15 protein-coding genes are annotated in these 14,516 nt (G+C 27.9%); all 15 read right to left on the bottom strand.

Annotated features, from left to right (window positions below):
• Positions 1–10: 10 nt before the first annotated feature.
• The gene (locus RWJ08_RS04235) at positions 11–667 is read right to left on the bottom strand and encodes a YoaK family protein (RefSeq protein ID WP_313961182.1); all 657 of its coding nucleotides are present in this window, start codon (positions 665–667) and stop codon (positions 11–13) included.
• A 127-nt stretch (positions 668–794) separates the two neighbouring features.
• Entirely contained in the window at positions 795–1,973 is a 1,179-nt protein-coding gene (locus RWJ08_RS04240) for a DUF819 family protein (protein ID WP_313961183.1), read from the bottom strand.
• A gap of 187 nt (positions 1,974–2,160) precedes the next feature.
• Positions 2,161–2,673 carry a GNAT family N-acetyltransferase gene (locus RWJ08_RS04245; protein WP_313961184.1) on the bottom strand — a complete coding sequence of 171 codons (513 nt, stop codon included), beginning with the start codon at positions 2,671–2,673 and terminating at the stop codon, positions 2,161–2,163.
• A gap of 37 nt (positions 2,674–2,710) precedes the next feature.
• Positions 2,711–4,243 carry a chloride channel protein gene (locus RWJ08_RS04250; RefSeq protein ID WP_313961185.1) on the bottom strand — a complete coding sequence of 511 codons (1,533 nt, stop codon included), beginning with the start codon at positions 4,241–4,243 and terminating at the stop codon, positions 2,711–2,713.
• A gap of 80 nt (positions 4,244–4,323) precedes the next feature.
• Positions 4,324–5,031 carry a pseudouridine synthase gene (locus RWJ08_RS04255; RefSeq protein WP_313961186.1) on the bottom strand — a complete coding sequence of 236 codons (708 nt, stop codon included), beginning with the start codon at positions 5,029–5,031 and terminating at the stop codon, positions 4,324–4,326.
• Between the two features lies 1 nt (position 5,032).
• Positions 5,033–5,623, bottom strand: coding sequence for a hypothetical protein (locus tag RWJ08_RS04260; RefSeq protein WP_313961187.1), 591 nt, complete (start codon positions 5,621–5,623; stop codon positions 5,033–5,035).
• Entirely contained in the window at positions 5,623–6,504 is an 882-nt protein-coding gene (locus RWJ08_RS04265) for a DMT family transporter (protein WP_313961188.1), read from the bottom strand. Before RWJ08_RS04265 ends, RWJ08_RS04260 begins: the two co-directional genes overlap by 1 nt.
• A gap of 33 nt (positions 6,505–6,537) precedes the next feature.
• Entirely contained in the window at positions 6,538–7,002 is a 465-nt protein-coding gene (locus RWJ08_RS04270; RefSeq protein ID WP_009354402.1) for an 8-oxo-dGTP diphosphatase, read from the bottom strand.
• A gap of 210 nt (positions 7,003–7,212) precedes the next feature.
• Positions 7,213–8,388 carry a D-alanyl-D-alanine carboxypeptidase family protein gene (locus RWJ08_RS04275; protein WP_293440393.1) on the bottom strand — a complete coding sequence of 392 codons (1,176 nt, stop codon included), beginning with the start codon at positions 8,386–8,388 and terminating at the stop codon, positions 7,213–7,215.
• A gap of 9 nt (positions 8,389–8,397) precedes the next feature.
• Positions 8,398–9,663, bottom strand: coding sequence for a serine--tRNA ligase (serS, locus tag RWJ08_RS04280; protein ID WP_313961189.1), 1,266 nt, complete (start codon positions 9,661–9,663; stop codon positions 8,398–8,400).
• Between the two features lie 2 nt (positions 9,664–9,665).
• Positions 9,666–10,850: an AI-2E family transporter gene (locus RWJ08_RS04285; RefSeq protein ID WP_313961190.1), complete on the bottom strand. Its 1,185-nt coding sequence runs from the start codon at positions 10,848–10,850 to the stop codon at positions 9,666–9,668.
• Between the two features lie 9 nt (positions 10,851–10,859).
• On the bottom strand, positions 10,860–11,840 hold the full coding sequence (locus RWJ08_RS04290; RefSeq protein WP_313961191.1) for an ATP-binding protein: 981 nt from the start codon (positions 11,838–11,840) through the stop codon (positions 10,860–10,862).
• A 2-nt stretch (positions 11,841–11,842) separates the two neighbouring features.
• A complete protein-coding gene (locus RWJ08_RS04295; RefSeq protein WP_313961192.1) occupies positions 11,843–12,598 on the bottom strand; it encodes a DnaD domain protein in 756 nt (251 codons plus the stop codon).
• Complete coding sequence (locus tag RWJ08_RS04300; protein ID WP_313961193.1) at positions 12,582–13,193, bottom strand: GNAT family N-acetyltransferase; 612 nt, start codon at positions 13,191–13,193, stop codon at positions 12,582–12,584. Before RWJ08_RS04300 ends, RWJ08_RS04295 begins: the two co-directional genes overlap by 17 nt.
• Complete coding sequence (gene dnaB / locus RWJ08_RS04305; protein ID WP_313961194.1) at positions 13,186–14,514, bottom strand: replicative DNA helicase; 1,329 nt, start codon at positions 14,512–14,514, stop codon at positions 13,186–13,188. The genes RWJ08_RS04300 and dnaB overlap by 8 nt, the downstream gene beginning before the upstream one ends.
• Between the last annotated feature and the right edge of the window lie 2 nt (positions 14,515–14,516).

Here is a 14,516-nt window from a genome sequence, read left to right on the forward strand (position 1 = left end):
ATATCTCTCCTTATTTTTCTCTATCTATAAACATAATAAATACACAAATTATAAGCAAAAATGCACTTAGCAAAATAGTTTTTAATCCTAAGATATTACTAAATTTACTTCCTATAATCGCCCCAATAATAAAACATAATATAACTCCAAAATACATTAAACTATATTCTAAAAACTTTTTATTTTTTGTATAAAAATACTCAGCTAAATTGTGAGTTCCACCTCTTAAATTTCCAATACACATTGTTGTAGAAAAATCTATTCCACAAACTTTTTTAAAACTTTGAACTTGTATTCCACAAGCAAAAGATGTCATTGCATTTGCGGTTTCATTCATATTTTCAGGAATAAATGCTACACAAATAAGTAAAAATATTTCAAATAAAACGGCATTTTGTCGCCAATGTAATTTATAATCCCCTTTTTTTCTAAATAAATCAGCTAAAAAAATTCCAAGAGTAAAAAACGATATCGGAAAAGCATATTTTAAGCACATCGCCCAATTTCCTTGAGAAGCATGAACTCCTAATAATAACATATTTCCAGTTTGTGCATTTGCAAAAACTTGTCCTCTTAAAAGGTATGAATATGCATCCATAAGTCCACCGCTTAATGCTAAAAATATTGCAACTTCAATCGATTCGGACATTTGTATTGCTTTTTTCATATAAAACTCCTTCTCAAACATTCACAAAATAGTATATACCAAAAAAACTTTTTTTACAAGTTTTTATTATCTGTATTTTCACAAAAAAGAATGGTCTATAAAATAGACCATTCCATTAAAAAAATTTTTAAGCTAACATCGTCAATAATTTTGCAACTCCAATTCCGAAAAACGTTCCTGTTATAACCCCAATTAATGCCATTAATACAGCTATTGGAACCAATGATTGTGAATATGCCGCTGCAAGTACCGGTGAAGAAGCTACTCCACCTATATTTGAAAGAGAAGCTATACCACAAGTAAATAAATCAAGTTTGAATACTTTTCCAATTATAGCCATCAAAATTCCATGAATTATAAGGATTACAAAACCTGCTAAAATATATGCTGGAGCTTGAGTAAGTTCTAAGAAATTTGCATTTGATGCAATTAATCCTATTAGCATATATAATAGGACATTTGAAACTTCAGGAGAACCTGGAATTCTTGCAAGTGGTGTCATCGCAAAAATAACTCCTAAGATTGTTGTTATGATTATTGTCCAACCTGTTGCTCCCATAAAAGCAAGAGCAGGAATTTTTACCATTTCATTTCCTATTATTCCAGTAACTGCGGTAACTCCAAGTGCAACACTCAATAAGAAAAATATATCTTGGAAAGTTATCTCTTTACTTATTGATGAAAATTTTGCAGTTAAATGTTCATTAATATTATCAATTTTTGAAGTATCAGCCTTCGTCCACTTGTTAAATTTATCTGCAAATGGAACTAAGAATAATAGGAACATTATCCATATTGAATAATCTATTGAGTCAATCAATAGTGTATAACCCATTCCTGAGCCTTCAAGTCCTACTGCCTGTTGTACCGCAACCATATTTTGTGTTCCACCAACCCAACTTCCAGCTAGTGCTCCAAAAGTTAAAGGTGCATTTGATGCTAGGTTTCCCTTGAATATAAGAAATGCCACAACAAAACCAATCATTATAGTAAATGTTGCAGTAAAAAATGAAATTATCATTCTAGGGCCTAATTTTGCTATATCTCTAAGGTCAGCTCTCAACAACATTAAAAATATCATTGAAGGTAATATTGCATCTTTTAAAACACTTCTAGCTTTAGATACACTTTCTACGTTCATATCCCATACACCTAATGTTGATAAAATCATAGCACCAAAATAGATTATAACCAATGCAGGAATATATTTAAAAAATACTCCATTTTTAAACTTCTTTTCCAAGTAAATCACTATACCTGAAACAAAAAATAACAGTGCAACAAATTGAAATCCATCTGTAATCATAAAAAACCTCCTAAAATATATTTTCAATAAGAAAAAACCAAAAAATATTTTTGATGATTATTTTCTTATTAATTTTATTTTATCACTATAGGCAATCGTTGTCAAATATTTGATAATAAATATCTATTATTGTTTTGCTTTATTGCACAAAAAAATGATTAGACTTTAATCTAATCATTTTAAAAAACTATTTATTTAAACATAATATAATTGAAGTTTCATAATCTCCATTAGGATATTCAAATGGATTTACCAAATCTTTAAATCCTAGTTTATGATAAAAATTGATTATTTTATCATTATTAAATTTCTTAGTGGATAATAAAATTTTATCTCCTTCAAAATTTTTAATTAGACATTTCATCAATTTTTTTCCATATCCCTTACCTTGATATTTTTCAATAACAGCCAATTCATTAAGCTCAAAAGTGCCTTTATACCAATCTATTCCACTTGGTAACTGCGAATCAACCTGCATTGCCCACCAATTTTCTTTTAAAAAGTCAAAGCCATATACAAATCCGATTAACTTATCATCCTCAAAGGCTCCAACAATTTTTATATTATTTTTTAAACTACCGTCAATTCTAGTAATTAAAAAATTAGCAGAAAAATCATCAGTTTTAAAAACTTCTTTGTATATATCGGAAATTTCTCTTTTATATTTTTCAATTTCTTCTAAAGTTAATAATTTAATCATAAGACCCCCTAACAATTCTAAAAGTATTCTTTATTTTTTAATTATCTTGGCAAATCTTTTGTAATGCATTAAATGTATCAAATAATTTATTTTCACTTACGAGTACATTTATAACATCCCCATTTATTATTGTAGTTTCCCCATTTGGTATTATTTCTTCAACTCCTCTGTCAATATTTACAATTAACATTCCCTTTGGAAATTCTACTTCTTTTATTTTCTTGTTTTCTATCTCACTTCCGATTTCAACAACTATACTCATAGTCATTTTTTCTCCATCTTTTGAACTTGCAATATGTTCTCTTTCCATTAATCTTTCTAAAAGATATTCATAAATAGGTAATGATTTTAAATAATTAGGTATGGAATAAGTTATAAGACAAACTATTGAAAGAGGCAATAAATAGGAAAGATTACCAGTCATTTCAAAGATTAAAATTATTGAAGTAAGTGGTGCTCTAACTATTGCAGTCAAATATCCTGCCATTCCAAAAATAATAAAACTATTTATATAAATTGGATCTATGATTTTCCCAAAAATTGTTCCGATTGTAGCTCCTAAAACTAATATCGGAAAGAAAATTCCACCTGGAACTCCTGAACTAAAGCAAATTATTGAGAATAATAATTTTACTATAAAAAGTAAAATCAACATATAAATTGGAAAATCAACAGTTTGTAACTCTTTCATCAAGAAACCGCCACCACCTAATAAATTAGGTGTAAATATTAAAATTACTATAGGTAATAGAAAATATGGAATTAATTTAAATTCTTTCCTTAACTTAAGTCCGTCTTGAACTTTCATAAAAAATTCCATCAAAAATATATAGAGAACTCCTAAAAGTGATAATACCACTGCAAATAAAATCAAAGTCCAGTAATTTACTAATGGCAATTTTTCAGACAAATTAAAATTAAAGACAGTTTCTGTTCCATATAGTATTTTTGAAACTAAATCCGAAGTTATTGTTGCTGCCATACAAACTACTAAAAGTTTTTTACTAATATGTCGATGTACTTCTTCAACTGCAAATAAAATTCCTGCAACAGGTGCATTAAATGCAGCAGCAAGTCCTGCACTTGCTCCACAAGTTATTAAAAACTTTTCAACTGTTTTGTTTTTCTTTAATTTTCTTGAAACTAATTTTCCACTCATTGCCCCTATTTGAATTGATGGACCTTCACGACCAACTGAAAAACCTGCCAAAGCAGTTAAAGCTCCTCCAAAAATTTTTGCCAATAAAACTCTTACTGGATTAGGATTAATATATCCCTTTATTTCCGCTTCAACTTGTGGTATTCCTGAACCCCCACAAAATCTTGACATACTCTTAATCTTTGTAACTAAAAAAGAAATAAATATAAGTGCTATAAAGATAATCGGATAAATATAAAAATGACTTCTACTTATATTTATGATTCCTCCTATAATTATTTCTATTCCATGAATAATATAACGATAGAAGCTGGAAAATCCACCCGCAACAATCCCTACTAAAATTCCATAAAACAGTAATTTTAAATCCTCTTGTCTATGATTATTACTAACATTCTCTATACTTTTCATAAAAACTCCTAAAATAAATATCTTATAATTATTTTATCACAAAAATAACAATAAAAAAAGTTTTGACAACAATCAAAACTTTATCTAAATATTTCTTCTAATTCGCTATTTGTAATTTCTCGATACTCTCCAAGTTTAAGACTATCGTCTAAATTCAAATTTCCAATGCACACTCTTTTGAGTTCAACAACTTCATTTCCCACATATTCCAACATTCTTTTTACTTGATGAAATTTTCCTTCGGAAATAGTAAGGTAAATTTCTTTTTCTGAAATTTTTTCAACCTTTGCATTTTCTGTTGTAAAATCTTCTTTTTCAAAGTAAATTCCATTTTCGAGACTTTCAATCTGTTCACTTGTAATATCATCTCTTAAAGTAACAAAATATTTTTTATTTACTTTTTTCTTTGGATTTGTTACATTGTAGGAAAATTTGCCGTCATTTGTTAAAATCAAAAATCCTGTCGTATCTATGTCAAGTCGTCCAACGGGAAATAATTCCATATTAGAGTACGGAAATTCTAATAAATCTAAAACTGTAGGAAGTTTTGTATCGAAGGTTGCACTGATAAAGTCCTTTGGTTTATTCAACATCAAATAAGTAAATTCCTTATAGATTACTCTTTCATCATCAAACAAAATTTCATCTTTTTCAATGTCAACCTGTGTATTTGGATTTTTTTCAATCTTTCCATTCAGCTTAACTCTACAAGTTTTTAAAAACTTTTTAACTTCACTTCTTGAGCCAATTCCCATATGACAAAGGAATCTATCAATTCTAATCTTCATTTTATCTTGTAATTAGCTTATTGCTATCAGTAATATTTTTATATTTTAGTGAATATTTTTCAAAAAGACCATTTACAAAAGCTTCTCTAAGTTCGTGATATACAGAAACTTCCATATCAAATTCATTAAAATATTGTTTGTGAATATCATTATATAGTACGAATTCCAATTCGTTTTCTTCTTCTCTAATTACAGAAATTGAAACATCACAAGGAAGTCCGTCAAGTAAAGTATCCATTAGCAATTCATAAGCATCTTGTAAGGTTGAAATTTCATATTCTGGAAAACTTGTTCCATATTCAAAAGCAACTTTTTTAATTTCTTCAAGAGAAACTCCCTTATCTAAAAGTTTTTTTACAACATAAGCAAATCTTATTTCAACATTTGAAACCGCTGTATGTAACCAACCATGAATATTACTTTGATCGATTACTTCTTCTAAGTCTTCAGAAATCAAAGCAGGAAATAGACTTTCTACTTCGTCTCTCTCTTCTTTATTCAAAAATTTTTCTTCAACTGCAAAAGTTAATTTTTGTGCAATTAAAATCTTATCATACATCCAAAAATGTATTGGTGCTAAAAATGCGCTCATTATTTTTTTCTCCTTCTCAAATCATTGTTTATAGATAATAGCAACACAGCTAAAACTATCAATCCACAACCTATAACTTTAAAAATAGTCATAGATTCGTTAAGAAAGATTATACCCAAAATTACACTTGTTATCGGTTCAAATGTACATAAAATGGAAGCAGTTGTAGCTCCACAATATTTAACCCCTAGTTGCAAAAAAGCATTCCCAAAAATTGAAGTTAAAAATGAAATTAAGATTGTAAGTCCCCAAGCCATTGGTGTAAGTGCAAAAGTAAGTTGTCCACTAAACTTTCCAAGGGCAAAAAGACCTACGATATTAAATAAACTGATATATAAGGTGCATTTAAAAGGATCCATATGTTTAAAACCACTTTTATCCAAATATACCAAGAATAAACTATATGTTACACCTGATAAAGCAGCTAAAAATATTCCTATTGCACTTCCTCCAGTGACTTCATCAACCAACAATACAATACCTATCATTGAAAAAACAAGTGCTGACATCTTCTTTAAAGTAACTTTTTCTTTAAAAAATAAAATACAAATAAAATAAACAACGCAAGGATAGATAAAATGTATAGTCGTTGCCATTCCTACAGAAATATAATTATAGGAACCATAAAGTGCTGTTGTGGTAATTCCTATACCTAAAAATGAAAGCACAATAAAATGAAGAAATTCTCTTTTAGTAATCTTCATAGGAGTTTGATTTTTTCGCATCCCTGCATATAAAAATGGCAATCCAAGCAAAGCTCTTAAGAAGGTAAGGGTAATTGCATTGTTCCCTCCGTCATAAGTAAGTTTTGCAAGTATTGGTGTAAAACCAAAAACAAATGCAGAAATAATTGTAAAAATAATGCCTTTAATAAAATTCATAACTACCTCCTAACTTTATAATATTTACTTTCTCTAAAAAAATATTTCAGATACAATTTCGTCATTTTGACCCCATTTTACCATCAATTCCGTATAATCATCATTTAAATATAAATCAAAAATTTTATCTATACAATAGCTCTTTCCATCAGCATTTTTAAACTCTTCTATTCCCATCCAAAAGAGTTTTCCTTCAACATTGTTTTCGATTAATTCTCCTGAAAAATCTTCTGTATAGTATAAAAAACCTAATTCTCTTACATCATTAATTTCGTCAATCCAACTGACAGTTCCCTTTAATTTAAGATTTTTTACATTTAATCCCGTCTCTTCAAAAACTTCTCTTACACATGAATCATATAGAACTTCACCTTTTTCAACATGTCCACCAACAAAAGTAAGACCTTCCCAACCATGTTTTTTTACTTTATCTAAAATTAAAATTTTATCATTATCTCTATCATAAATCATACACATATTTACTAAAACTGTTTTCATAAATCCTCCAATAATAATATGGTACAAAATCACCACTTTATTATTATATCATTTAATACAGTAAACATACAATAGATAACTTTATCGAGATAATAAAAAGTTCAAAATTAATTAATAATTAAGAATAATAACAAAAATTTAATTTAGACATTATTGCAAGATTTTGCACAAAAAAAATCCGACTTTAAAGTCGGATTTGTCTTAAAATTTTTATGGTAAAATTGTTTCTACTACTTCAAAAACTGTTTTGAATAATCTTCCAACTCTTTTAACCATACCTGCTTTTGAATAGTCTTCTTTAGCAACTAAATCAACTGTTGCAACTACTTCTTTAGAATTTTTAATTTTTATTTCTCCAACCTTATCACCTTTTTTCAATGGAAGTTTAACATCTCCTACATTTACTTCAGTTTCGTAGTTTATGCCTTTCATTGATACTCTTTCAAGATCTTCTTTAGCTACTAACTCGATATAACCTTGATTTGCTGATTTTACTTCAACTTTTTTTACAAATTTTTCAGCGTCCACAAGTTTTCTAGTTTCTATATTTTGTTTTGCAAAATTTAGCATATCTTTCATATATTGAGCTCTATCAGCTTTTGTTTTTGCTCCCATTAATACAGAAATTATTCTAAATTCAGATTCACCCTTTGTGATTTTCATAGTAGAAACTAAACAATATCCAGCTTCATCAGTATGTCCTGTTTTTAAACCATCTACACCTTCAACTTGTCCAACTAGAGGAATAGTACTTTCTTTTTTAAAGTTTCTTGCTGGTTGTTCTAAAACAGTAGTCTTAGCATATTCTAAAACTTCAGGATATTTTTCAATTATAGTTTTTGCTAAAGTAAAAATATCTCTTGTTGACATTTTATTATCTTGTCCGTTTTTTGTAAGACCAGAAGCATTTGTAAAAGTAGAATTTTCAAGACCAAGTTCCTTTGCCTTTTCATTCATCATTGTTACGAATTTACTTTCAGTTTCTCCAACAGCTTCAGATAATGCAACCGCTGAGTCATTTCCTGAAACAATCATTAATCCATCAAGTAAATCTTTAATAGTGATTTCTTCGCCTGCTTTTAAATTCAAACTAGATCCTTCTTCAGCACTTGCAGTTGTAGATATTTTAACTTTATCTTCTAATTTAAGTTTTCCTTCAGCGATTTTTTCTTTAACTAAATAAAAAGTCATAAGTTTAGAAATACTCGCTACTGGTAAGGCTTCATCAACATTTTCCGCAACAAATAAAGCTCCTGATTTTGCATCTCCAATTAAGGATGCAGTAGTTTTATTTTCAATTCCAAATATTGCATAGGACTTAGCTGTCCCTACAAAGCAAATCGAAAAAATTAATATTAAACTTAGTAGTGTTTTTTTAAATTTCATAATACTCACCTATTTTCTTATCTCATCCAAACCCATATATTTTCTTAAAACATGTGGAATTTCTACACTTCCGTCTTCTCTTTGATAATTTTCCAAAACAGCTGCAAAAGTTCTTCCCACAGCTAATCCTGAGCCATTCAAAGTATGAACAAATTTAACTTTTCCATCTGTATCTCTATATCTAATATTAGCACGTCTAGCTTGAAAATCTTCAAAATTTGAGCAAGAAGAAATTTCTACATATCTTCCATAACTTGGCATCCAAACTTCTATATCATAAGTCTTTGCACTTGTAAAACCAATATCTCCAGTGCATAAACAAACCACTCTGTATGGAATTTCTAAGAGCTTTAGAATTTCTTCGGCATCATTTGTAAGTTTTTCCAATTCATCATAACTATTTTCAGGATTTACAAATTTAACCATTTCAACTTTATCAAATTGGTGATTTCTGATTAAACCCCTTGTATCTCTACCTGCTGAGCCCGCTTCTTGTCTAAAACAATAAGTAAAAGCTGTATAGTAAGTTGGAAGTTTTTCAAACTCTAAAATTTCATTTGATAAAAGATTTGTAATAGGAACTTCAGCAGTTGGTGCTAAGAACATATCCTTTGAAGGAACATGGAACATATCATCTTCAAACTTTGGTAATTGTCCTGTTCCATACATTGAATTTCTGTTAATCAAAACAGGAACTCCAACTTCTTCATAACCTTGTTCACTGTGTAAATCAAGCATAAAATTTATTAGTGCTCTTTCAAGTTTTGCACCCAAACCTTTAAATACTGAAAATCTTGATCCAGATATTTTAACTGCTCTTTCAAAATCCAAAATATCTAAATCTACACCCAAATCCCAATGAGCTTTAACTTCAAAATCAAATTTTTTAGGTTCTAAAAATTTTCTAATTTCAACATTATCTTCATCACTTTTTCCAATTGGAATTTCTTTATTTGGTGTGTTTGGAATACTCATAAGTTCTTTTCTAATTTCTTCGTCCAAATCTTTAACTTTAACATCAAGTTCTTTAATTTCATCAGAAAGTGCTTTCATTTCCTTGAAAAGTTCAGAAACATCTACTCCATCTTTTTTCAATTTTGGAACTTGTTTTGAAACTTCATTTTGTCTTGCTTTTTTATTTTCAACTTCAAAAATTATTTCTCTTCTCTTTTCATCAAGTTCAAGAACCTTATCAATATTGTAATTTCCAAAACGAGAATTCAAGCTTTCGATAATTTCTTCTTTATTAGTTCTTATTCTCTTTATATCTAACATAATTAAACCTCTTTCTTTTCAAACTCTTCTGCAGGATTTTTTATAGAGTATCCTTTTTTAATCAACCTAGCTTCTATATATTCCTTTAATGTTGTATAAATTACAACAAAAACTGGTACGGAAAGTAAAAATCCTAAAACTCCAAATAAACTTCCCCCAAGTACCAATGCAAATATAACCCAAAACGAGCTTATTCCTAAACTCTTTCCTGATACTCTTGGTGATATTACATTCGCATCTATCATCGACACAATTACTACAATTACCATAAACCATAAAACTGTATTGAAAGTCGATGTAAAAAGTAATACGATAACTATTGGTACAGCTCCAAGATAACAACCAAACCATGGAATTAAGTTTGTAAAACCAAGTATAAATGCAAATAATAAAGCATAATCAATCTTCATAAATAATAAAATTATGTAAAAAGATATACCAACTATTATTGCTCCAATACCCTTTGCTAAAAGATAGGACCTTAAAGTATAATCAAATCTCTTAACAATCTTAAAAGTTGCCCTGTTTGTTCTTTCAGGAAAAACTGCTATCATAAATTTTTTCAAAATTCTTGAAAAGTTTTCTTTATCATATAATAGATAGCCTGATATTATTATAGCTAAAATTATATTTAAAAACAAGGATATAGCTCTAGTTGCAAAAGTTGCAACCCAAGAAATCATATTTGTCAAAAATGTTGTTGAAAAAGCTGCGAACTCTGTCAATTTACCATTGATAAAAGTCCTAATTTCTGAACTTATCTCAATATTTTGTAACATATATTTTGCCTTTTCCACACCCATATCTATAAAAGCTGGAGTTCTTTCAACAAAAAGTGTTATATTTGAATAAAATTGTGGGATAATATATTTTAAAAGTAGAATTATAAAAGCAAAAAATACAAAATAAGTTATAATCATTGCAAACATTCTAACATATTTAGCTTTTAATTTCTTAAAAATTTCAATTTTCAAAATATATTTTTCAAAAAACTTTACAAAAAAGTTTAGAACATATGCTATTGCTCCACCTATTATAAATGGCATCAAAATATATTTTATATTAGAAGTATATGAAATTATGGATTTCATATTAGAAAATATAAAATAACAAAGTATTGAAATAGCAAATATTAAAACTCCGGTTATAACATTTACTGTATTCTTTTGTTCCCAGTTAAATCTCATAACTACCTCCTATAATTTTATATTCTTACCAATTTTATCTCTTAAATCAAATGGTGGAAAAACAAAGAATTTAAAATTTCCCCTAATTCTACTTGCCACTCTTGAATCGTAGTATTCTGCTAAGTCATATTCTAAAAGATTTGAGGTTATTACTGTATTCAAACCATTTTCAAATCTATAATCTAAAAGCGAACTCAAAAAACTATTATTATTTTTATTAGTAATTTCATTTCCAAGGTCATCAATCACTAAGAAATCAACATTTCTTATAAAATCAATTCTATCCTGTAATTCCTTTTTGTCTCTATAAAAACTGTAACTGTAATTAGACATGAGCTCAAAAAATTCAGTTGCAGTAACAAAACAAGCTCTCTTACCCTTATCCAACATATAGTTTACCATTGCCGATGCGAAATAAGTCTTTCCAGCACCACTTTTACCATAAAAGAAAATTCCATAATCCTTTATTGTAAAATTATCACAATATTCTTTTGAAAAAGAAATCAATTTTTCTATATATTCCCTAGAATTTACAAGCCTATTTGCATGCTCAAAATTGCCTTCAAAGAGAGAAAAATCAAAATTAGAAAAATTTTGCTCTCTTTTCTTGCTTGAAAAGCCACTTTCTAAAACTCTATCCTCAACTAAGTCATTCATTATACAGCTACAGACAGAGCCATTATAATATCCTGTATCTTTACATTTTTCACAGCAATAGAATTTATTTAGATAATCTTTTGAGAAGCCATTTTTCAAGAGTAATTCATTGATATTTTTTTCTAGTATATCAAATTCTTTTCTTTCTTCTATACAATCAATATTAGCTAGTGTTGACTTCATAATTTTTGTGGCTAAATCATTTCTCTTCGATATTAAATTTTCAATATTGTCAATGGAAGAATAGACTTTTTTTTGTCTTTTTTCTTTTATTTTCTCTCTTAATAAAGGTCTTTTACTAAGACTTTTTAAAACTAATTCATCTAAATTCATAATTAATACCTATCGAGTAATTCTGTTGTATCCGAATTCTTATTTTCTTTAAGTTTTTCTCTTTTCTCTTCTTCTGTTAAAATATCTTCTTTTTCGATATATTTTTTAGTGTTTTTACTGTATCTCTTAATTTTATTTTTATCTTTATTTTCAAGGAAATACTTCAAATCTTCTACAGTTGAAATATTATTATCTCTCTTCCAAGCTCTTAGAATTCCAATAACATATTTTACAGACATACTCTTTCCCATGTTATTAGCATATTCATAAGCCTTATAAACTAAATCCATACCATGACCAGTTTCTTCAATATGTGAAATGATTTCAGTTATTTCGTGAGGCTTTAAACTTAAACCTGTAAGTTTTTCAATTTTATTGAAATATTCTTTATTATCAATCATTGGTTTTTCTTTTTCTTTTTCTACATTGTCGTCATAGACTCCACCTGCATAAAGAGCAAAATTGTTTACAAATTCAATCTTTTCTACATTTCCTTTTTTATCCAAAGTATAATCTAAAAGTTGATTATTTTTCCAATATTTTAAAGAATTCATAACTTGAACTTCGGAAAATCTAAGTTCTTCTGCTATACATTTTATAGACAATTCGCTTTTATATGATCCAAAAAGTCTTTTATATAAAAACAAATAAACCTTTAAGGAAATTTCATCAACTATTGGCAAGTAGTTATCCAAAAACATATTCTCAATAGGAGTTACTCCGGGTTGAATTATTGACTTTTTAAAACTTATTTCCACTCCTATCCCACCTTTCTAAAAATTTTAATCTATCTAATTTCATAGTGAAAATTTTTGAATAAATTATATTATTTTTTTCTTCAAAATATTCCTTAGTTTCTTCATATCTCTTTAATTTTTGCATTTTTTGAACTTCAAAATCTCCAAGAAATTCACTTATTTTTTCAAAGCCAATTTTTTCATATAAATGTATTGCTCTTTGATTAAAAGCATTTACATTTAGCCAAATAGAATATTTGTCAAAATTTTCAAAATAGTATTCTAAAAACAGTCTAAGAGATTTAAATCCATATCCTTTAGAGCAATATCTTTCATCAAAAGACAAAGAAAGCTCATAATTACTGTTTAAAAAACTAATTTTACTTATAGAAATATATCCTATCATAGTATCTTGTAAAAAAATAGCAAAATAATTGTTCTTTTTCGATTTTATTTTCTTTTCCCAATTTTTAATTTCAGATTCAGTCAAAAAGCAAAGATTATAATCAGTAAGCAATATATCCTCATAAGGAGAGAATTTTTTGAAACCTTGAATATTGTTCTTTTCAAATTTTTTAATCTTAATGTCATCATCTTCAATTAAAAAATTATTCATTGAAAAGCTCCTTATCTCTATCAGTTTGTAAATCCAAAAATCTTGAGTACTCTTTAATAAAGTTAAGTTTAATACTTCCAATTTCACCATTTCTATGCTTTGCTATAATCAATTCAATTTCATTTTGTACTTCTTCTTCTTTTTCTTTATCTTGATAATCTTCTCTGTTAAGTAAAATTACAACGTCAGCATCTTGTTCGATTGCCCCTGATTCTCTTAAATCACTAAGTTTTGGCTTTCTACCACTTTTTTCACTATCACGAGATAACTGACTCAATGCTAGAATAGGAACGTCCAATTCCTTTGCTAATGCTTTTAAATTTCTTGAAATAGTAGAAATTTCTTGTTGTCTATTTTCATTTCTTCCCTCAGAAGTCATAAGTTGTAAATAGTCTATCATAATAAAGTCAAGACCGCTATCAGCTTTAAGTCTTCTACATTTACTTCTTAGTTCAGTTATAGAAATTCCTGCAGTGTCATCCATATAAATAGATTTCCCAGCTATAATAGAGCTCGCTTCAAAGACATCTTCCCATTCAGTTATATCTCCACTCATAAATTGTTTTGAATTTACAAGAGAAAGAGAACTTAACATTCTTTGAGCTAATTGTGTTTTACTCATTTCCAAAGAAAAAATTGCTACTTTATAATCCTTTAGGGCAGCATTTAAAGCTATATTTCCTGCCAATGCTGTCTTCCCTACAGATGGTCTTGCTGCAAGTAAAATTAAGTCTTTTTTTTGCATTCCAAGTAATATCCTGTCCAAGTCTGAGAATCCTGTAGGAACGCCGGTCAAAGAACCTTTTATTTTACTTCTTTCATCAAGTAGTTCAATAACCTCTTTTAGAGTATCTTTTATATGAGTAAGTCCTGTTCTACTTTCATTTTGTGACAATTCAAAAATTTGACCTTCAATTGACTCTAAAACTTTGTCATAATCTTCATTTTTATATGCTCTATCTTTTATACTATCAAGAATAAAAAGTAGATTTCTAGTATCTGATTTATCCTTTACAATCTTACAATAATTTTCTATATTTGAAGGAAAAGCAACAGCATTTACAATTTCAACAACTCCAACAATTCCATTATTTGATTCTGTATCAAAACCCATTGCTTCCATTTTATTGATTACTGTAATTGGATCTACATTTGTATTTTCTCTTGATAATTCCAAGATTGCACTAAATATATCTCTATGCCAACCTAAATAAAAATCTTTTCTCTTTAATTTTTCAAAAACTAATTCTCTTTTATTTGGCTCTGTAATCATTATCGACAAGACGCATTTTTCAGCTTCTAAGTCGTAAATATTATGCATAA

It is taken from the genome of uncultured Parvimonas sp., from assembly GCF_963524015.1.
GTDB lineage: Bacteria > Bacillota > Clostridia > Tissierellales > Peptoniphilaceae > Parvimonas.